This is a genomic window from Enterovibrio litoreus, assembly GCF_045679545.1.
Classification (GTDB): domain Bacteria; phylum Pseudomonadota; class Gammaproteobacteria; order Enterobacterales; family Vibrionaceae; genus Enterovibrio.
In genome coordinates this window covers 879,044-898,624 of the sequence record NZ_CP166195.1, presented here as the reverse complement: position 1 = coordinate 898,624, position 19,581 = coordinate 879,044, and the positions used below count along the sequence as shown (strand labels likewise).

Here is a 19,581-nt window from a genome sequence, read left to right as displayed (position 1 = left end):
AATTGAACATAGCTCAAACTTTGGGCTTGATCACAGTTCAAGCCAAAGGACATTTCTCAATCAAATATCAACAGATATGTTAGATCTCATATAGCACGAATATTCAAATACTGAGGTGCATTAACATGACGAGCGAAACGAGATTCAAGGTCTATGTGTCCGATTTTGATTACCCAAACTTGGACATTGAGCGGAGCGTACTAGAGCCAATTGGTGCGGAAGTGATCGGACTTGAATGCAAAACCGGTGAAGGCTTGGCCGATCAAGCGAAAGATGCAGATGCGATTTTGCAGCAATACGCGAAGATTCCTCGCTCAACCATCGAACAACTGACGCAATGCAAGGTGATCTGCCGCTATGGCATCGGTGTGGATATTCTCGATGTAGAAGCCTGTTACGACCACGGTATCAAAGTCACCAATGTGCCGGATTACTGTATCGACGAAGTGGCTGATCATTCGATATCGCTTGGGCTGACATTATTGCGTCGCATCCCTGCTTACAACGCCTACACGCAAAACGGAAACTGGCACTGGAACATGGATGGTCATGTTCCTAAACGCTTTCGATCATCAACATGGGGCTTAATTGGTTTTGGCCGTATTGCACAAAATATCGCTCGAAAACTTTCTGCTTTTGGTTTCCATGTTGTGGCCTATGACCCCTATATCTCAGACTCTTTCATGCGTACGTATGGGGTTGAAAAAGTTGATTTGGACACCTTGGTAACACGCGCCGACATCGTGAATGTGATGTGTCCATACACCCCTGAAACACACCACCTCATTGACGAGTCACGCTTACGTCAAATGAAATCGAGCGCCATTTTGATCAATGGTGCCCGCGGAAAAGTGATTGATAACGCGGCGCTGTATAAAGCGTTGACCGAAAAATGGATAGCATCTGCTGGCCTTGACGATACCGAAGAAGAACCGGCAAAACTCGCAAATTGGCAGCCATCAGACAACCCGTTGTTTGGCCTAGATAACTGTCTTGTCACACCGCATGTTGCCTACGTTTCGCACGAAGCGTTTCAGGAATGTCGTCGCATTGCCGCCGAAAATGCCAAAGCAGTGCTGTTGGGTAACGCGCCGAGCAACCCCGTTAAACGCGTGAAAACGCCGCTTTCAGGCGCGTAATCATGGATAGAAACCAACACAGAGAAGAAACCCTTCGTGCCATTGAAGCGCACAAGATATTTGCCATCGTTCGCGGTATCGATGCAAAGCACGTGCGCCCAACGATGGATGCGCTATATCGCGGCGGTATTCGTTTGGTTGAAGTCACGTTTGATCGCAACGCTGAAGACAGCCAAACCTTAGAGGTACTGCGGATACTCACTGAAGAATATGGCGACCGACTGATCATCGGGGCGGGCACGGTCACTCACGTAGATCAAGTGAGCGCCATTCAAAACATCGGGGCGTCGTTTGTTGTCTCTCCCGACACCAACGTGGATGTCATCAAGGCAACGCGTGCGGCTCATATGGTGTCACTTCCAGGCGCAATGACCGCGTCTGAAGCCGTAACGGCGCACAATGCTGGCGCTGATTTTATCAAGTTATTTCCGGGCGGTTTGTTAGGCCCTGAGTATTTAAAAGCCCTGGCTGCCCCCCTGTCTGATCTGAAATTTATCGCGGTAGGTGGTGTTGATGCCAACAACCTTGCCGCTTTTGCCAAAGCCGGCGCGGTCGGGTTTGGCATTGGTTCGAATTTGGTGAACAACACACTGATCGAAAGCAACGCATTCGAAGACATCTATCACAACGCTTGTCGCTACACGCAGGCATTGAAATTACTGGAGAACTGAACATGGATTACGAAAAGAAGATCATTAACCCTGGCCGAAACGATATCGACGCCGCGTTGGTCGCCAATTGTGTCGCGATGAAAGACACCTTGAGCATTAGCGCTGTGTTCAGTGATGCGCTTAGTCGCGATGGTGTGATGGATCATGAAATTAAATTCAAATCGGCCAACAAGCCTTTCATCGGCACAGCACTCACCGTGAAGCTGAAGCCGGGTGACATTGTTGATTGCTTGCCCATTTTTGACATTGCAAAGTCTGGTGACGTCATTGTTATCGACGCGAACGGCACCCCGAATACCTCTATCTGGGGTGGTCTCATGTCTGGCCTTGCACGCGCTGCTGGCGTTGTCGGCGCAGTCGTTGACGGTTCAGTTCGTGATACCGACGAAGCAAAAATGCTCGATTTCCCCGTCGCCGCTCGCTCTGTGTCACCAAGGGCAGCTCATTCTGCTTATACCGGACGCACTGAACCGATCGAAATTAACGTCCCTGTTTGCTGTGGCGGACAAATCGTCAATCCCGGCGATCTGGTTGTTGCGGATGAACTCGGCGTCACCGTCATTCCTTACGATTTGCTGGCGGAAGTCTATCCCATCGCAAAGGAACAAGCTGAAAAGGAAGAAGCAACCCGTGCCGAGATCTTAAAAGGGGCAACCGTTGAAGAGTTGTTAGCAAAATTCGGCCGGATCTGACGTATTTGGGCTCGCTTGGCGAGCCCTTGTTCAAGGAAAATGCAATGTTCATTACCATCGACACGGGCACGACCAATACGCGGGTCGCTTTGTTTAATGCTACACAGCAGCGCATTGATATTGTGAAATCAGACGTTGGTGTCAAAAACACCAGTATCGACGGGCACAATCAGTCTCTCGTTGCAGCCATTGCTCATGCGGTCAAGCAGTTAAAGCAACGTCATCGGTTATCCGACAACGACATTGATATCATCATTGGCTCCGGCATGCTGACCTCCAACCTTGGTTTGGTCGAAGTGCCACATCTGGTTGCGCCGGTGTCGTTGGCTAACTTTTCTACCAGCATTCGCGCAGTGAGCTTGCCTGAGATCGCGAACCAGCCTATTTACTTGATCCCCGGTGTGAAAAATATTGATGTTGCGGCAGAACATGATGACTCACCGACCAATCCCCCACTCAACCTCGACATTATGCGTGGCGAAGAGGTGGAAACAGTCGCCATTGCAGAGCGCTATGACATTCAACAAAACGCGATCATTGCTCTTCCTGGCTCTCATTCTAAGTTTGTCGCGATTGATGCACAGCGAACCATTTTAGGCTGTTGCACCACCATGGCGGGCGAACTCAACGCTATCGTGACACATCACACCATTCTTACTGGCTCACTGGAAAACCGCTTCTCAGATACCTTGTGTGTAACGTCTTTGAATGCGGGATACCAAGAAGCCGAACAGTACGGATTCGGTAAAGCGTTATTTTCAATCAGGCTCAATGAACAATTCCGGCACTGGGAACATGCTCAATTGGCCAGTTTTCTTGTGGGTGTGGTTTTACAATCCGATGTCCAAGCACTCACGCAGTTTCCTGCGCTGCAATACACGCCAGAGACCCCCATCTATGTCGGCGGCAAAGGTTTACTGTGCGAAGCAACTGCCGAAATATTCAAGCGCCAGCTTCCCAACGAAGTGTATTGCTGTAATGACATTGATGATCTCTCTGCCATCGGCGCGTTGCGCATTGCAGAGCAGGCAGGGTTGATCCCTTCGCAAATGTCTTAAGTCAGCAATGAAAAAAAACGCGCCAATTGCAGCGCGTTCTTCCTTTGAAAATTCAACGATAGGCCCTGATTCTAGACAAGTGTCACGCCCATCTGATCGAAACAGAACGCGTAGACATCGGCATTCAAATCCATCACTTTATGCGTCGGCATGCCTGCACCGTGACCTGCATTGACATCAATGCGGATCAGCACTGGGTTATCGCCGCCATGTTTGGCTTGCAGCTCGGCAATGAATTTATAGGAATGAGCAGGCACAACACGATCATCATGATCGGCGGTTGTTACCAAGGTCGATGGATAGCTAACGCCCGCTTTCACGTTGTGCACAGGCGAGTAACCCAGCAAGTAACGAAACATATCTGCACTTTGCGCCGACGTGCCATAGTCGTAAGCCCAGCCTTCGCCCGAGGTAAATGTGTGATAGCGCAACATGTCTAACACCCCAACCGCTGGAAGTGCCACTTTGAACAGCTCTGGCCGCTGAGTCATGCATGCGCCCACCAGCAAGCCTCCGTTTGAACCACCGCGAATGGCGAGTTTTTCTGACGATGTATATTTCGTGTCAATCAAATATTCTGCCGCGGCAATGAAGTCATCAAACACATTTTGTTTTTGCTGCTGCGTGCCAGCGTCGTGCCATGCTTTGCCATATTCACCGCCACCTCGCAAATTCGCTACGGCATAAATGCCCCCCATTTCAATCCACACCGCGATATTAGGGTTGAACGCAGGCTCTAAGCTGACGTTAAAGCCGCCATAACCATAAAGAATGGTCGGATGGCTGCCGTCCAGATCAATCCCTTTGCGATAGCAGATCGTCATTGGCACTTTGGTACCGTCTTTAGAGGGATAAAACACCTGCTTGGATTCAAGTTGTGTGCTGTCGATGACGCATGCGCTACGACGATACAGCTCGGCCTCACCTGTCACTGGGTCAAATCGATAGGTATCACTCGCCGTGGTGTAATTGGTGAAGGTGTAATAAAGCTCAGTGTCTTTGGCTCGCGCGCCAAAGCCTGATGCACAGCCTACACCTGGCAAGGCAATATTACGGACGAAGGTACCGTCTAACTGGTACTGTTTCACCTGTGTTTGTACGTCCACCAAATAACTGGCGAATAGGTATCCCGCGCCCACATCAATGCCGAGTTCATGGTTTGTTTCAGGGATCAGATCTTGCCAATTTTCTTGATGAGGTGTAGCGGCATCGACTGCCACAACGCGACCCATTGGCGCATTTAGGTTGGTATAAATAAGCAGCTTGCCATCATGATGCGCAACTACATCGCTGTCTGCGCTTTCATCCTCGGTCAAGCAAACCAGATCGGAATCATTGTGCAAATCTTTCACATACAACATGTTGCCCGATGTAGCATTCGCACCCGTGATCACCAAGAATCGATCATCTTCTGTGGTGTAGCCACCCACATACCGATACTGAGGATCGCCTTCGCCACCGAACACCAGTTCGTCATCAGCTTGCGAAGTGCCGAGCGCATGAAAATAGAGTTTGTGATGTTCCGTACGCGCCGACAGTTCACTGCCTTCCGGTTTGTCGTAAGTGGAGTAGTAAAAGCCCTCGCTGCCCCGCCACTCAATGCCGGAGAATTTCACGTTTTCGATTTTGTCGCTCAGTCGCTCACCTGAGGTCGCATCCATCACGTATATCGTGCGCCAGTCGCTTCCGCCTTCAGAGGTGGAGTAGGCAATCTTTTTATCATCACCGGAGAAACGGAGCTGATCTAGCGATGTGGTGCCTTCCTCACTCCACGTATTCGGATCGAGAAAAACGGTGGCATCTTCTGCCGCGCCTTGGGTGCGATACACCACCGCTTGATCTTGCAGACCGTCGTTGCGATAAAAATAGGTATATGCCCCACGCGTAAACGGCGCAGATTCTTTGACGTAGTTATTGGCCGTTTCCAGCCGTGCACGAATCGCATCGCGAGACGGTATGGCGCGTAAATAGCCAAACGTGACCTCGTTTTGAGCATCAACCCAAGCTGCGGTTTCTTCGCTCAGATCATCTTCTAGCCATCGATAAGGATCTGCAATTTCCGTAGAAAAATAGCGATCGACAGTGTCATCTTGACGCGTTTTCGGATAGTGAAACATCGCTTACTCCATACTTTGCTGATGGTTTCATCATATAGAAAGCACCTGAACACTGCGCAGGTTTGTCCAACAAAAAACGTGACAAATTGTTGATAACTCACGTAACACAGCGTTTAGGCAGGCCACCAGTCTGTGGCCAAAATGACAAAACACCCCTTTCACGACATCCCAAAGATATTTGAAAAGGATAAGTGATTTACTTGAACTTTTTCCCCGATCGGGCTTGTTCTTGAACGGTGTTAACCATCTTGCTAAATGCGCGATCTTTGGCGCGTTTTTGTGCCAACGTGGCGCTATTGTAAGCATCTTCTCGCAATAGCTTATGGAAGTTATCTAACCTTCTGGTTGAGATTTCACCCTTTTCCAGCGCGTCTAGCACCGCGCAACCCGGCTCATTTTGATGCTGACAATCTTGAAACCGACATTGGCTAGCGAGAGACTCAATGTCCGCAAAGGTCAGTTTAATACCTTCCTTTGCATCACTGAGTTGAAGCTCGCGCATTCCAGGGGTATCCATCAACAAACCGCCTTCAGGAAGCCATTTAATGGCGCGATAAGTGGTGGTGTGTCGCCCTTTGCTGTCTTGTTCGCGAATTTCCCCCGTATCCATCTGCTCGCTGCCAAGTAGTCCATTCACCAATGTGGATTTCCCAACGCCCGATGACCCTAAAAAGGCAACCGTTCTTCCTCGTCGACAGTAGCTTTTCAATACGTCGAGTTCATCAGACGCAAGCGCATTGACACAATAGACACTCAGCAGTGAATCCAGACTTTGCACTTGCTGGCGGTGATCGTCGGCATCAGCACAGAGATCGGCTTTGGTCAGTACGATGACTGGCTCAACATTCGTTTCCTTCGCAAGTGCTAAGTAGCGTTCAATCCGATTGAGGCTAAAGTCATCGTTGAGTGAGCTAACGATAAATACGGTATCGATGTTGGCTGCAATGAGCTGACGAGCGCGAGCACTCCCTACTGCTTTGCGCTGAAACAGGGACTGTCTTTCGAGAACGCGAAGTAGGCGTTCACCGTTGAACACTACCCAATCCCCTACACAAATGCCGTCGATGTTCGGGTTGAGCGATAACCGCAACGCATCCTGGCCAGCCAAGACAACCACTTCTGTTTTATGGTGTTCAATAACACGCCCAAGCGAGCAGTGTTCGAGCTCTTCCAGCGTCAGTTGTTGCTGGAAGAATGGACGCATACCTAAATCAACTAATGTTGGCGTTTGCATATAATCTTCTTACCAATAATTCGGATTGTTGAGCGCCGCGGAACAGCGAGTAAGTCATTCATATTGCCTTTCCATGCCCTTAACTAAGAGGCTCTTAACTTGAGAGCAAAATATTGATAGGTGAACGCCTTGGCAGCACTTCTCTCATAGGTCGCAATCTCATTGTCAATATCGATAAGTGCTTGTGATGAGCCCATGCTGGGCGACAGTTCGTTGATACGACGTTTAAGTGGTAACCAATAGTTTTGCCACGCGTCTACCCCTAAAGAAAATTGGTCCACAAGGTCATAGCCCAATGCATCAAATTGTTTCAGTCGTGTCGCGATGTCTTGCATGTCAGGGTATTCGGATTGCCAAAACTGTTTGGTCTTTTCATCCGGCGAATCAGTGAGCCAAACCAGATCACTCACCACAAGCATGCCGTGGTTTTTAAGGAATGGTTTCCATTGAGTCAGCGCGTTTTCCATTCCCATAATGTAGACGCAGCCTTCCGCCCAAATCGCATCAAAACTGTTTGCTGCAAACGGCAATGCCGTCATCGATGCACAAACGGGCGAAACCTGCTCACCAAGCGGTGTCTCAGCCAATTTCTGTTTAAGTTGCTCAATCGCAATAGGTTCATTATCTACGGCAGTAATATGCGCATCGCAATGCTCTGCAAGCAATAAGGTCGATGTCCCCTTTCCGCTGCCGATCTCCAAAATATGCGTTGCACTGTTAGGCAGAAATGAAGCCGCTTTCAGTGTGTCTTCCTGACTACCCGGTCCCCACCGCTCTAGCGGTGCAAATATATCCATAAAATCTTGCATGTAAGCATCGTGATCATTCATGTCTTTTGATAACCATTTCAATCGAAGCGCTTCTTTTTCGCTGTACCCTTGCGTGTTCAGCCAGCTTAAATGCTCGAGCGGGGCACTCTGGATAAGCGATTCATGCAAATTTCGTTGCGAGCGCTCTCCGAGTAACCCGAGCAACAGTTCACGTGCTTGTGTTTTCTTCTGAATTTCTTCTTCTAGCTGATGCAATCGCTCAACCAGAACCTGTTTATCCAACTTCACATCGAGGCAGCTTTGACACTCTTTTAACGTTAATCCTGCACTTTGAAGTTGTTGAATAAGCAGTAACCGTTGCATATCGCGCTCACTGTAACGGCGATATCCGTTGCTTAGCCTCTGACCATTGATCAGGCCGAGTTTTTCATAGTAGAGCAAGGTAGTGCGTGATATACCCGCTTTGGCAGCCAACTCTGAAATCAGATACATGGTGAAACAAGCCTATGCTTTCTCAATTGGGACAGATTATGAACTATGAAGCAGTAGACAGGTCAACCTGTTTTGGGGCAATCCATGACTCAAAATCATCAGCTTCAATAGTTAAATTCAGAATGCAGGAGTCAGCTCATTGTCGCTTGCCATATCTCCACGATCGCAAAATGGCAATGTCATCATGGACATAGATAAAAATGAGTATCGAGCTTTGATATGGTTCTATGAATGGTCAGACAGTGAGACGTTACTCTTCGACAATACCCAGTAGGATATACCCAAACAACCAGAGGATTCAGGATTCAACGAGATATAATGACGCCTGTACTTGCAAAGAGGCTTTATGAATTACGAAGCATTTAATCAATTTTGCGGTTCGTTAGCAGCAACCACTTATGTCATGCAGTGGGGAAATTCACATGTATGGAAAGTAGGCGGTAAGGTCTTTGCCATTGGCGGTTGGGCCAAAGATAAGCAGCCTGCATTCACCTTCAAAACCTCAGAGCGAAACTTCTATTTTTTGCGTGAATGCGAAGGCTATATACCCGCGCCCTATTTTGCGAACCGTGGTATGAAGTGGATCCAACAAACCGATACCCACCCAGAAAAAGACGACGATTTACAGTATTACCTGACCGAATCCCACCGCCTCGTCTCGCTTGGGCTCACCAAAGCAAAACAGAAAGAATTAGGGTTGAATCAAGATCTCAGCTAGAAGTCCATTCACTGCCGCACAGGCGCAAAAAAGCGGCTCTAAGAGCCGCCTCGCTAACACATGTAACCGATTGGCGTGATGTCGCGATTAACCTTTTGTTTTTGGCGCTGGCACAACCGGATAACGCATACCCGCCATGTGCTCTATGCAGTGGATTACCTGACAGCTGTAACCAAATTCATTGTCATACCAGATGTACAACACGCAGCGGTTGCCTTCTGCAATGGTGGCTTGGCTATCAACAACACCGGCATAACGTGAACCAACGATATCGGACGAAACAATTTCAGTGGATTGCGTGTAATCAATCTGACCTGCCAGCGGGGAGACCAACGCCGTTTCACGCAAGAACGCATTCAATGACTCACGCTCAACGTCACTGCCAAGGTTCAGGTTAGCAATTGCCATCGACACATTTGGCGTTGGCACGCGAATGGCGTTGCCCGTCAGCTTACCTTTTAATGCTGGTAGGGCCTTCGCCACTGCTTTTGCCGCACCCGTTGACGTTAACACCATGTTTAATGATGCCGCACGACCACGACGTTCACCGCTGTGGAAATTATCAATCAAGTTTTGATCGTTGGTGAAAGAGTGGACGGTTTCAATATGACCCGATTCCACGCCATAGCGATCATTCATTGCTTTCAGAACAGGGGTGATGGCATTGGTGGTGCAACTCGCTGCTGAAATAATGGTGTCGTTGTCACCAATATCATCATGGTTCACACCAAATACGATGTTTTTGATCTCACCTTTACCCGGCGCAGTCAGCAGCACTTTATCTGCACCTTTGGCCGTTAGGTGTTGGCTCAACCCTTCTACATCACGCCACATCCCTGTGTTATCTACCACAACCGCGTTTTTAATGCCGTGTGCTTCATAATCAACCTCAGAGGGATGATTCGCGTAAATAAACTGGATGTAGTTGCCATTGACGATCAGCGCGTTGCGGGCTTCATCAACCAAAATCGAACCGTTAAAGGGTCCGTGTACTGAATCACGACGCAGCAAGCTGGCGCGCTTTTCCAAGTCGCCATCTTTGCCGCCACGTACAACAATCGCGCGTAAACGCAGGGGATAGCCTGGTCCGCTTTTCTCGATCATCAGACGCGTTACTAAGCGTCCAATGCGGCCAAACCCATATAGCACAACATCTTTGGGCTCCTTAAGAGGCGTGCTTTTAGGTAGGTCTGCGACTGCTGTTTTTAAAAAATCATCCAACTGAGCGCAATCTTGGTGATCTCGCCAATAAAGGCTTGCTAAGCGTCCAAGATCAATTCGGCAAGCAGGCAAATCAAACGCTGCCAAGGCTTCCAGAAGTGGCAATGTGTGAGATGTGGTTACTTCCTGCCCGGTATACCAACGTGCGACACGGTGAGATTTCAGAAGATCAATCGTGCTCGCGTTAATCACAGCACGACCATAAATCTGGATTTCGACACCTTTCTCGCGGTATAGCTTACCGATGAGGGGGGACATAGTTTCTGCGTCAGTTTGGCTTTGTTGCCATTGGGTAAGATATTGTTCAGGGCTCATCGTTACTTTCTTTGCCTTTTTGGGTGCTTCACGGTGAAAAGTAGGATTACGACTGTTTTTATTATTTTGGCGCAGAGTCTAACGAGGGAATAATTATTAACCAAGAAAAAATAAGATCACGATCTATTGCCTAAAATTCAACATGTTAAACGCGATCCTGTTAACTAATTACTGTCAAGTCTTCAATTGCTTCATCATCAGCGAAAATCTGACTGAAAGTTTACTACGTAATTGCGACAGGAAATTGTGACCATTTCACTTAATACTCGCCACCAAATAAGCATACAAGCGGCCTCGCTCATCATGGATGCCTTCTGTCTGACAAATATGTGACAACTTAATTACACCTCTAAATGTTTAACTTTTAAGGCAATAACTAGCCGCACATGTAAAACAGTGACTTACCACTGATTATTCTCAAATTAGTGACTTACACTTGATAAATTATCTATTAAAGGTATTCTTTAAAAGGATTTAATACTTAGACCTCTAAAGGAATTTAACCACAATGAGTACTGAGACCATTTACCAAAACGCAACGCTGATGCGTTTAAGGACGGATAAAGACGACTGGGTATTTCGTGTTCCACGTAAGGATGATGGCATCAAGATACATAGCCTCATCGCCAAATGCCCCCCGCTTGATGAAAACTCCTCGTATTGCAATTTCCTCCAATCTTCCCACTTTAATCAAACTTGCATCGTTGCTGAGCACGAAGGCAAGGTAGCCGGTTTTATCTCCGCCTATTTAAAACCCGATGCCCCCAATGACTTATTCGTGTGGCAGGTTGCTGTGGCTCCAGACATGCGTGGAAAAGGGTTGGCGTATCACATGCTGCAAGAGCTTTTAATGCGCGAGCATTTACAGCATGTGGAGGCGGTCGAAACCACGATCACAAAATCAAATGAAGGATCGTGGCGCTTATTTAGAAAACTCGATGCTGCCAATGGCAAGAAAGGTGACGTATCGGTGTTTCTTGATGACGTAAAGCATTTCAAAGGACACCACGATACTGAGTTTTTATTTCGCATTCCTTTGAACAAAAATTATTTATAAAACGGACCCATCATGAACATTTTTGACAAGCAAGAATCAAACGTTAAGTCTTATTGCAACAGCTTTCCGGTGCTATTTACTTCAGCGAAAGGTTGCTGGCTAAAAACAGATGACGGCGATCGCTACATCGATTTTCTCGCGGGTGCTGGCTCGCTTAACTACGGCCACAACAACGCCATATTGAAACAGGCATTGCTCGACTACATCGACAAAGACGGCATTACCCACGGCCTAGACATGCACACCGAAGCCAAAGCTGCGTTTCTAACCGCACTCCGTAATCACATTCTCGAACCTAGACATCTTGATTACAAAGTGCAGTTTACCGGCCCAACAGGTACCAATGCGGTAGAAGCTGCCATGAAGCTGGCGCGTAAGGTCACTGGCCGCACTAACATCGTCACTTTCACTAATGGCTTCCACGGTTGCACCATGGGTGCATTGGCTGCGACAGGTAATCAACACCATCGTGGTGGTTCGGGCATGCCGCTTGCTGGCACTTCTCGCCTTCCCTATGAAGGTTATGCCGGTGTTGATGGATTGGCACTGTTCGAAACCATGCTCAATGACAACTCAAGCGGCCTAGACAAGCCAGCAGCAGTGTTACTTGAAGTGGTTCAAGGTGAAGGCGGCCTGAACGTGGCCTCTGATACCTGGCTGCAAAAGCTCAGCAAAATCTGTAAAGCACACGGTATTTTGACGATTGTGGATGATATCCAAGCAGGTTGCGGCCGCACAGGTACATTCTTTAGCTTTGAGCCGTCAGGCATCAAACCGGATATCGTGACTTTGTCAAAATCCATTGGTGGTTATGGCCTGCCAATGGCGTTGGTACTGCTGAAACCGGAACTGGACAAATGGTCGCCAGGTGAGCACAACGGGACATTCCGTGGCAACAACCACGCCTTTATTACAGCCACCTGCGCGATTGAAAACTACTGGCAAAACGACGATTTCGAAAACCACATTGCAGATCGCAGCAAACAGGTGAAAAAAACCATCGAACGTGTTCTGAAGCGCTTCCCAAGCTTGTTCGTCCAAGCGAAAGGCCGCGGCATGATGCAAGGCATTGAGTGTAAACGCCCTGAGTTTGCAGAATCTATCTCACGTCACTGCTTTGAAAATGGCATGGTGATTGAAACAGCAGGACCTGACGATGAAGTGGTTAAATTTTTCTCGCCGCTAACAATCAGTGAATCAGAGCTTGAGCAAGGCTTACATATCTTTGAAAAAGCCGCCGAGCATGTTGCTGCCGTTTCAACCCGTAAAGCGTCGTAAGGAATAAAAGAAAATGATCGTAAGAACTCTGGAAGCGTGCCAAAACAGTGAACGTCGAGTGGTGTCTGAAACGTGGGAAAGCGTACGCATGCTACTCAAAGATGACAAGATGGGGTTTTCCTTCCATATCACAACGATTTATGAAGGCACTGAAACGCACATCCATTACAAGAATCACTTAGAGTCTGTCTACTGTATGTCTGGTGAAGGCGAGATTGAAGTGGTCGGCGGTGAAACGTATCCGATTAAGCCAGGTACGCTTTATATTCTCGACAAACACGACGAGCACTATCTGCGCGCCTATAAAAATAAAGAAATGGTGATGGCGTGTGTTTTCAACCCTCCCATCACAGGCAATGAGGTTCACGACGAAAACGGTGTCTACCCGTTAGTCGACTGATCTCCCCCGCCATTTAAGGGAGCAATTGCTCCCTTTCATTTAAGCATTTGCCAGCAAAGGACTTACTCATGACTTATACCGTAGAGAAAATCGGCGGTACATCAATGTCAGCATTTGATGCCGTATTAGACAATATCTTCCTCCGCCCAGCTTCCCCTTACCATCGTGTTTTTGTTGTGTCTGCTTATGGCGGCATTACTGATGCACTGTTGGAATGCAAGCGCACCGGCGAACCTGGCATTTATCAACTTGTCGCAAAACGTGACGACAGTTGGATTGACGCATTTCACGCGCTCAAACAGCGCTTGCAGTTGATCAACAGCAACATGTTTGCCGATCCATTGAGCCGCACACGTGCCGACAACTTTATTTGCTCACGTTTAGACGACGCTCAAAACTGTATCACCAACATTTTGGCGACATGCCAATATGGTCAGTTTGCGTTGCGCCAATACCTTCCTCAAATCCGAGAGTTTTTATCTTCAATCGGCGAAGCACACAGTGCATTTAACACCGCCCTGAAGCTAAGAACTCTTGATATCAATGCGCGTTTTGTTGATTTGTCAGGCTGGGACAACTCGCTGCAAGGAAACCTTGATACTGTGATTGCCAGTGCGTTTAAAGACATTGATGTCACCACTGAATTGCCGATTGTGACTGGCTACGCCTATTGCGACGAAGGCTTGATGAAAACATATGACCGCGGCTACAGCGAAATTACCTTTAGTCGCATTGCGTGCAATACCTCCGCTGACTTGGCGATTATTCATAAGGAGTATCACTTAAGCAGCGCTGACCCGCGAGTCGTCGGCCCTGAAAACGTTCTGCCAATTGGTCAATCTAATTTCGATGTTGCCGATCAACTCGCGAACTTAGGGATGGAAGCCATTCACCCTAATGCCGCATCAGGACTTCGTCAGAACGATATTCCGCTACAAATTAAGAATACGTTTGAGCCTGAACATAAAGGCACCTTGATTTCAAAAGCCTATCAGCCAGAAGCACAAAAAATCGAAATCATTGCGGGACGAAACAAAGTGTTTGCGCTCCATCTATTCGATCAAGCCATGGTTGGCAAAGTCGACAACGTCGGCTACGAAATGATGGAAATCATCGCCGATGAGCGCGTGAGCCTAGTGGGTAAAGAGATGAACGCCAACTCCATTACTTACTATTTAAGTGGCACGGCGAAAAGCCTCAACGAAATGCTATATCGTGCGGAAAAGCGCTTCCCGAACTCGACCATCACAGGTCACATGGTGGCGCTGATCTCTGCAATCGGTTCAGAAATCAACACCAATACCACGCTGAGCAAAGGCGTGTTGGCGTTGATGAGCCACGATATCTCCCCCATTGCTGTGCACTCGTCGATGCGCAATGTGAATGTGCAATTTGTCGTCAAAGACAATGTGTACGAAAATGCCATTTGTGCCTTGCATCAGGAATTTTTCCAAGCAAAGGTCAAGCGCCAAAAAGTGGCATAACAGCCTGTAACCTGAGCGCGTAAATCAAAAAAACCAAGGCCAGTGATGAGAACATCACTGGCCTTGGTTTTATCTGAATCTACTGCATCAAGCTCACGCCAATGGTTAGCGTGCCTTGATCAGCACAGAGGTGTCCATGCGTCCCAACCCTTGCGCTTGAAGTTGCGCATATTTTTCATCCACGGATTTCGTCAGTGGTAAATCAAGCCCTTTAGACTGAGCTTCATCCAAGCAAATTCCTAGATCCTTGCGCATCCAATCAATGGCAAAACCAAAATCAAACTTCTCTTGCGCCATACTGGTCGAGCGGTTCTCCATCTGCCACGAACCTGCTGCACCATGCTTAAGGACATTCACCATTTGCTCAATGTCCAAACCTGATGCTTTCGCCAACCTAATACCTTCACTCAACCCCTGCAAAATACCGGCAATGCAGATCTGATTCACCATCTTGCAGCGCTGACCTTGGCCGTTTTCGCCCATCAACACCGCTTGCTTAGAGTAGGCATCTATGACTGATTTCACATCGGCGAACACGTCAGCATCACCACCACACATCACCGTCAGTGCACCGTTCTCCGCGCCTGCTTGTCCACCAGATACTGGCGCATCAATAAAATGCACACCTTTCTCGCCGCATGCTTTAGCCAGTTCCATCGCCAATTCTGCAGATGTGGTTGTGTGGTCAACCAGCACACTGTTGGTTTTCATGCTGGCAAGCACACCGTTGTCGCCGTAAACCACGCTACGAACGTCGTCATCATTGCCCACACAAACAAACACCACGTCACAGCTTTCCGCTGCCTCGCGAGGCGTTAACGCAACCGAACCTTGATAAGTCTCTGCCCATTTTTCAGCACGTGCCGTTGTGCGGTTGAATACACGAGTTTCATGGCCAGCCTTCGCCAAATACCCCGCCATGGGATAACCCATTACGCCAAGTCCAATAAATGAAACCTTTTTTTGTGTCATATCCGCTTCCCTAGCCTTTCCAGTAAAGGAATGTTGTAACGTGACGATAGACAGGAAACAAGCAAAAGTTCAGTTTGATCTTGGCCTTGTAGACCTAAACCCCGTTGCTATTAATCGAAAGCATACGCGCACATCATCCAATAAAGTGCTACCCTAATGCCGACTTATCTTGAGAGATACTAAAAATGAGCAAACTGACTGCAGACATCCAAGCGAACCTAATGCTTTTCGTTGAAGAAACCAAACGTACCCAAGTGGTTTGGGGCCTAAAAAACGAAGAAGATGGTTGGCTGGCTTGCGATTCATCTGAATTCGAAAACAGCGAAGTGATGCCTTTCTGGTCTGCAAAAGAAGATGCAGAACATCATAACGTTGAAGAATGGGCAGATTTCGAAGTCGTTGAAATCCCACTGGATGTGTTCGTTGAAGATTGGTTAATCACACTAAGTGAAGATGGCGTGCTGGTTGGTACCAACTGGAATGCTGAGCTAGAAGGCAAAGAACTTGAGCCCTCAGAACTAGCGAAACTATACCTGTAGTCAGACCATTCTGACAGACGAAAAAAAGGGGCTGACGGTGTTATCCGTCGGCCCTTTTTTCATGTCAGTTGCAGTTGATACGCAATCATATTAAGCCAACATCAATCACATTAAGCCAACATTAAGTACACTTTTGCTCATCACACGGCAACAGCATCATATAAATCGACGTCCGTAAGCTTCGACATTTCATCGAGATATTGACGCACATTGCCAGGATAACGCAGACCTTTTATCACGGTGTAGTTACGCAAAAACGGGAAGATATTTACATCATCATACGTGATGTGATTGTTGCGCTGTGACGGCGGAACCAACCAGCTGAGCTTAAACAGTTCCACATTCAATTTGGCAAGATACTCTTCACTGTTAGCAAAGGCTTCTTCAAACGTCATGCCGATCATGGCTGATTTGTTCTTAATAAACCATGCATTGGCCTCTTCGCTCTGAAACTCAGGCAAATCTATCATCATCCAACGCGGGTAAATCAGGCGAGAGCCAAAATAACTGGCAACATCCATCCACGATGAGATTCGTTCGTTTAACGCGCCCTCTGCCAACACGGGTTGCCCATCATAATTGTCTAGGTATGCAGCGATATCGAGGCTTTCTGCCAGGTAAGAACCATCCGGTTTTTGCAAAATAGGCACCAAATTAGCACCCACTTTTTCGGTACGTGCTTCTACGTCATGGTTCTGTAAATAAACCAGTTCAATGTCCATCTTTTTCAAGCCGGCAACCATCATCGCTTTAACGCAAAATGGACAATGATCGAACACGAACAATTTCATACAACTTCCTTTTCTGAAACTGGGCAGATATATCCAGACAACCTTAAGATGCTTGGGGATATCCACGATCTGTTGTGGCACATCGTTGGAGTCGCGATTGTAGTGAGTTTTATCAACGAACGATATGACACCCTCCGCAATCTGCACAAAGGCATGGAAATTCCATTCTTTAAAAAACAGAAGCGGGGAAGAACTAGACCGCGGCCTTTTTTGACGCTCGCGTAAACAGCATATAAACCAAAGGCACCATACAGACAAACGGCAGCACCGCTAAGTTGAGCGTTTGCCAGCCTAACGTCACTTCTAAATTCCCTGCCAGCAAGGCCGTGATCGTAACACTACCAAACACCGCAAACTCGTTGAATGCCTGTGCACGTGATTTATCTTGGGGCAGATAGGTTTGGGTCAATTGGCTTGTTGCACCAATGAACATAAAGTTCCACCCAACCCCCAGCAATACCAACGCAATTCGGAAATGCCATTCTGACACCCCGTTCAGGTTGACCAAAATACAAGCAATGAAAAACAGGCTCCCCAGCATGATAGTCATGCGAGTCCCAATTTTCCCGATAATCGATCCGGTAAAAAAGGACGGTACAAACATCCCCAACACATGCCATTCAATCACCAGCGCCGCCTGCGCGAATTCAAAGCCGTGCTTGTGCATCGCAATAGGCGTGACTGTCATTAGCAAGTTCATCACTGCATACGCGACAACCGCGGCGAAGACCGCCACCAAATACCCAGGCGCACCAATAATGAGGGAGACTGATCGCGGCGGATTGTTTTTATCAACAGGTGCAGCGGGTGGCAACCCAATAAATTGCAGCACGATAAGAGAAATGATGTAAAGGACAGTAATGCCGACGAAAGCCCCGCTAAAGTGCGTGCCCGGTAGCCAATGCTGACTTGCAATCGCGAGGTTTGGACCTAGCACTGCCGCTAACACACCGCCCACCATTGATAATGAGATGGCTTTGTCACGGCTCGCGGGATCACTGACTTCCACCGCAGCAAAACGATACAAAGTACCAAACCCAATTCCAACACCCAGCAGTAGTGTACTGAAACAAAATAGCCAGAAGTCCGCTTGATTCAAGGCATAGACACACAAAATCGCACCGCAAATGCCAATCAAGTTACCAAGCATGAACCCATTTTTTCGACCAATTCTCGCCATGATGAGAGAAGCAGGGATCGTCGCCAACATTAAGCCAACAAACTGTGTCGAGACAGGCAATGTGACCCAACTGTCGCTCGGAGAGAGTTGTTGACCTATCAAACCGTTGACGGAAATAAGCACGATGTTTCCGCTCATCAGGAGAGCTTGGCAAATTGCCAGCAACCAAACATTTTTATTCATTCCGTGAATACTCAGGCCAAGAGAAAGCGTTCGTTCGAGTATCCCGCAGCAAAGTGAAGACAGCAACCTTTGCCGTTGGCTTTGTCTTTGTCTTTGTCTTTGTCTTTGTCTTTGTCTTTGTCTTTGTCGAATCGTCAATGCCCCGTTGGTTCTCAGATTAAGAGATTGCAAGGCATTCTTACATGCGTGTCTCGATATTAAGTCACACGAGATCAAGCAATTATGTAAATCTGTAAAAGTTAACGGATGACTTCGTATCACTACTTATACTCAGGGAAGGTGTTAACTATGTCTGTGGTTTCAAAAACGGCGGTAGAAATACTTGGAGAATCAAACGTCGATTTTCTCTATGGTTCGACGCAAAATGACTATTTTGATTTACAGCGCGACAACGACGACCTCACTATTGTTGGCTTCGGCGGTGAAGACCGTATGTTTGCAGGTCTTGGTGATGACACCTTGATCGGCGGCGCAGGTGACGATTTCCTCTTTGCAAACTTCGGCAGTAACGCGTTACGGGGTGGCACTGGCGACGATTACATTCTGAGCAAAATCAACCCAGACCAAGATCGCGGCGACTATCGCGATGTGATGCAAGGAGGGGCTGGAAACGATGTGCTTGCTTCTGAAAGCTCGCAGAACTGCACCATGTTTGGTGGTAATGGCGATGATTTTTTCTCGTTCAGAGATCTGGGTATTGCAGAAACTGGCGTCAGTTACTGCAGCGGCGGTCAAGGAGCCGATTCATTCAACTTCTTTGAATTCGAGCAAAGCCAAGACGTCAACCCAACCAACACTGTCGTGCGCATTACCGATTTTGAAATCGGCGTTGATCACCTAGCATTCCATTTTTATGGTAATGACTATCTCACCGATCTAGACACATCATTTATCGTGACGCAGCAAGGCGCGAATATGCTGATTAATTTTCAAAATAAGGTTTCCATTGTTCTGCATGATATTGATAGCTCCAATACCTCAATGAGTGACTTGTTTCAAACGGATAGCATAGCACCCATCGACCCTATTCTTTTCTAGCCTAGATACTCACAGTCAAAAACCTCAGTCGTTCAGCACACTGAGGTTTTGTTGAGTTTTGGCGAGGCTTACATCCGACCCTCTACGTTCAAAATACTTGTCTATGGCAACCAATACTCAACACGCTCGATGCATGACAGCTAGGCATATCACTCAGACGATCAACGTAATCCCCTTTTCTTTCTCATCATAACTTCGACGCACTTCAACCTATCACTTATAAGTCGTGAAC

The 19,581-nt window shown here is 47.6% G+C and carries 18 protein-coding genes; 11 read left to right on the top strand and 7 right to left on the bottom strand.

Annotated elements, in window-relative coordinates:
* Window positions 1–125: 125 nt before the first annotated feature.
* The 4 genes from AB8599_RS19415 to AB8599_RS19400 are packed head-to-tail and all read left to right on the top strand — an operon-like array spanning window position 126 to window position 3,560.
* On the top strand, window positions 126–1,139 hold the full coding sequence (locus AB8599_RS19415) for a C-terminal binding protein (RefSeq protein WP_407333376.1): 1,014 nt from the start codon (window positions 126–128) through the stop codon (window positions 1,137–1,139).
* Window positions 1,140–1,141: 2 nt separating this feature from the next.
* Window positions 1,142–1,810 carry a bifunctional 4-hydroxy-2-oxoglutarate aldolase/2-dehydro-3-deoxy-phosphogluconate aldolase gene (locus AB8599_RS19410; protein ID WP_407333375.1) on the top strand — a complete coding sequence of 223 codons (669 nt, stop codon included), beginning with the start codon at window positions 1,142–1,144 and terminating at the stop codon, window positions 1,808–1,810.
* A gap of 2 nt (window positions 1,811–1,812) precedes the next feature.
* Window positions 1,813–2,502: an RraA family protein gene (locus AB8599_RS19405; RefSeq protein ID WP_407333374.1), complete on the top strand. Its 690-nt coding sequence runs from the start codon at window positions 1,813–1,815 to the stop codon at window positions 2,500–2,502.
* 44 nt (window positions 2,503–2,546) lie between these two features.
* Complete coding sequence (locus AB8599_RS19400) at window positions 2,547–3,560, top strand: 2-dehydro-3-deoxygalactonokinase (RefSeq protein WP_407333373.1); 1,014 nt, start codon at window positions 2,547–2,549, stop codon at window positions 3,558–3,560.
* Window positions 3,561–3,631: 71 nt separating this feature from the next.
* Here AB8599_RS19400 and AB8599_RS19395 read toward each other — a convergent pair whose 3' ends face one another.
* The 3 genes from AB8599_RS19395 to AB8599_RS19385 all read right to left on the bottom strand — a co-directional run bounded on the left by AB8599_RS19395 (window position 3,632) and on the right by AB8599_RS19385 (window position 8,173).
* Window positions 3,632–5,677, bottom strand: coding sequence for a prolyl oligopeptidase family serine peptidase (locus AB8599_RS19395; protein WP_407333372.1), 2,046 nt, complete (start codon window positions 5,675–5,677; stop codon window positions 3,632–3,634).
* A 196-nt stretch (window positions 5,678–5,873) separates the two neighbouring features.
* Entirely contained in the window at window positions 5,874–6,911 is a 1,038-nt protein-coding gene (gene rsgA, locus AB8599_RS19390) for a ribosome small subunit-dependent GTPase A (protein ID WP_407333371.1), read from the bottom strand.
* An 83-nt stretch (window positions 6,912–6,994) separates the two neighbouring features.
* The gene (locus AB8599_RS19385; RefSeq protein ID WP_407333370.1) at window positions 6,995–8,173 is read right to left on the bottom strand and encodes a MerR family transcriptional regulator; all 1,179 of its coding nucleotides are present in this window, start codon (window positions 8,171–8,173) and stop codon (window positions 6,995–6,997) included.
* A 346-nt stretch (window positions 8,174–8,519) separates the two neighbouring features.
* Between AB8599_RS19385 and AB8599_RS19380 the strand changes: the two genes are divergently transcribed.
* The gene (locus tag AB8599_RS19380) at window positions 8,520–8,891 is read left to right on the top strand and encodes an MmcQ/YjbR family DNA-binding protein (protein ID WP_407333369.1); all 372 of its coding nucleotides are present in this window, start codon (window positions 8,520–8,522) and stop codon (window positions 8,889–8,891) included.
* Between the two features lie 87 nt (window positions 8,892–8,978).
* Here AB8599_RS19380 and AB8599_RS19375 read toward each other — a convergent pair whose 3' ends face one another.
* Entirely contained in the window at window positions 8,979–10,427 is a 1,449-nt protein-coding gene (locus tag AB8599_RS19375) for a glyceraldehyde-3-phosphate dehydrogenase (protein WP_407333368.1), read from the bottom strand.
* A gap of 508 nt (window positions 10,428–10,935) precedes the next feature.
* Between AB8599_RS19375 and ectA the strand changes: the two genes are divergently transcribed.
* The 4 genes from ectA to AB8599_RS19355 all read left to right on the top strand — a co-directional run bounded on the left by ectA (window position 10,936) and on the right by AB8599_RS19355 (window position 14,646).
* Window positions 10,936–11,484 (top strand): diaminobutyrate acetyltransferase, encoded by a 549-nt coding sequence (gene ectA, locus AB8599_RS19370; RefSeq protein WP_407333367.1) that lies wholly within the window; start codon window positions 10,936–10,938, stop codon window positions 11,482–11,484.
* Between the two features lie 12 nt (window positions 11,485–11,496).
* Window positions 11,497–12,762 carry a diaminobutyrate--2-oxoglutarate transaminase gene (ectB, locus tag AB8599_RS19365; RefSeq protein WP_407333366.1) on the top strand — a complete coding sequence of 422 codons (1,266 nt, stop codon included), beginning with the start codon at window positions 11,497–11,499 and terminating at the stop codon, window positions 12,760–12,762.
* A gap of 13 nt (window positions 12,763–12,775) precedes the next feature.
* Window positions 12,776–13,162, top strand: coding sequence for an ectoine synthase (locus AB8599_RS19360; protein WP_407333365.1), 387 nt, complete (start codon window positions 12,776–12,778; stop codon window positions 13,160–13,162).
* Between the two features lie 68 nt (window positions 13,163–13,230).
* A complete protein-coding gene (locus AB8599_RS19355; RefSeq protein ID WP_407333364.1) occupies window positions 13,231–14,646 on the top strand; it encodes an aspartate kinase in 1,416 nt (471 codons plus the stop codon).
* A 105-nt stretch (window positions 14,647–14,751) separates the two neighbouring features.
* Here AB8599_RS19355 and AB8599_RS19350 read toward each other — a convergent pair whose 3' ends face one another.
* Window positions 14,752–15,666 (bottom strand): NAD(P)-dependent oxidoreductase, encoded by a 915-nt coding sequence (locus tag AB8599_RS19350; RefSeq protein WP_407334437.1) that lies wholly within the window; start codon window positions 15,664–15,666, stop codon window positions 14,752–14,754.
* Window positions 15,667–15,803: 137 nt separating this feature from the next.
* On the opposite strand from AB8599_RS19350, the gene AB8599_RS19345 reads away from it, so the two are divergent.
* Window positions 15,804–16,157, top strand: coding sequence for a DUF2750 domain-containing protein (locus AB8599_RS19345; protein ID WP_407333363.1), 354 nt, complete (start codon window positions 15,804–15,806; stop codon window positions 16,155–16,157).
* A gap of 140 nt (window positions 16,158–16,297) precedes the next feature.
* Here AB8599_RS19345 and grxB read toward each other — a convergent pair whose 3' ends face one another.
* Together grxB and AB8599_RS19335 are read right to left on the bottom strand one after the other, a co-directional pair.
* The gene (gene grxB / locus AB8599_RS19340) at window positions 16,298–16,948 is read right to left on the bottom strand and encodes a glutaredoxin 2 (RefSeq protein ID WP_407333362.1); all 651 of its coding nucleotides are present in this window, start codon (window positions 16,946–16,948) and stop codon (window positions 16,298–16,300) included.
* Window positions 16,949–17,141: 193 nt separating this feature from the next.
* The gene (locus AB8599_RS19335) at window positions 17,142–18,311 is read right to left on the bottom strand and encodes an MFS transporter (protein ID WP_407333361.1); all 1,170 of its coding nucleotides are present in this window, start codon (window positions 18,309–18,311) and stop codon (window positions 17,142–17,144) included.
* 288 nt (window positions 18,312–18,599) lie between these two features.
* On the opposite strand from AB8599_RS19335, the gene AB8599_RS19330 reads away from it, so the two are divergent.
* A complete protein-coding gene (locus AB8599_RS19330) occupies window positions 18,600–19,349 on the top strand; it encodes a calcium-binding protein (RefSeq protein WP_407333360.1) in 750 nt (249 codons plus the stop codon).
* Window positions 19,350–19,581: the final 232 nt, after the last annotated feature.

Coding starts and splice junctions, on each gene's coding strand:
- ectA (WP_407333367.1), top strand. CDS start 10,936: ATGAGTACTGAGACCATTTACCAAAACGCAACGCTGATGCGTTTAAGG.
- AB8599_RS19395 (WP_407333372.1), bottom strand. CDS start 5,677: ATGTTTCACTATCCGAAAACGCGTCAAGATGACACTGTCGATCGCTAT.
- AB8599_RS19360 (WP_407333365.1), top strand. CDS start 12,776: ATGATCGTAAGAACTCTGGAAGCGTGCCAAAACAGTGAACGTCGAGTG.
- rsgA (WP_407333371.1), bottom strand. CDS start 6,911: ATGCAAACGCCAACATTAGTTGATTTAGGTATGCGTCCATTCTTCCAG.
- AB8599_RS19375 (WP_407333368.1), bottom strand. CDS start 10,427: ATGAGCCCTGAACAATATCTTACCCAATGGCAACAAAGCCAAACTGAC.
- AB8599_RS19415 (WP_407333376.1), top strand. CDS start 126: ATGACGAGCGAAACGAGATTCAAGGTCTATGTGTCCGATTTTGATTAC.
- AB8599_RS19410 (WP_407333375.1), top strand. CDS start 1,142: ATGGATAGAAACCAACACAGAGAAGAAACCCTTCGTGCCATTGAAGCG.
- AB8599_RS19385 (WP_407333370.1), bottom strand. CDS start 8,173: ATGTATCTGATTTCAGAGTTGGCTGCCAAAGCGGGTATATCACGCACT.
- ectB (WP_407333366.1), top strand. CDS start 11,497: ATGAACATTTTTGACAAGCAAGAATCAAACGTTAAGTCTTATTGCAAC.
- AB8599_RS19380 (WP_407333369.1), top strand. CDS start 8,520: ATGAATTACGAAGCATTTAATCAATTTTGCGGTTCGTTAGCAGCAACC.
- AB8599_RS19345 (WP_407333363.1), top strand. CDS start 15,804: ATGAGCAAACTGACTGCAGACATCCAAGCGAACCTAATGCTTTTCGTT.
- AB8599_RS19335 (WP_407333361.1), bottom strand. CDS start 18,311: ATGAATAAAAATGTTTGGTTGCTGGCAATTTGCCAAGCTCTCCTGATG.
- AB8599_RS19400 (WP_407333373.1), top strand. CDS start 2,547: ATGTTCATTACCATCGACACGGGCACGACCAATACGCGGGTCGCTTTG.
- AB8599_RS19355 (WP_407333364.1), top strand. CDS start 13,231: ATGACTTATACCGTAGAGAAAATCGGCGGTACATCAATGTCAGCATTT.
- AB8599_RS19405 (WP_407333374.1), top strand. CDS start 1,813: ATGGATTACGAAAAGAAGATCATTAACCCTGGCCGAAACGATATCGAC.
- AB8599_RS19330 (WP_407333360.1), top strand. CDS start 18,600: ATGTCTGTGGTTTCAAAAACGGCGGTAGAAATACTTGGAGAATCAAAC.
- grxB (WP_407333362.1), bottom strand. CDS start 16,948: ATGAAATTGTTCGTGTTCGATCATTGTCCATTTTGCGTTAAAGCGATG.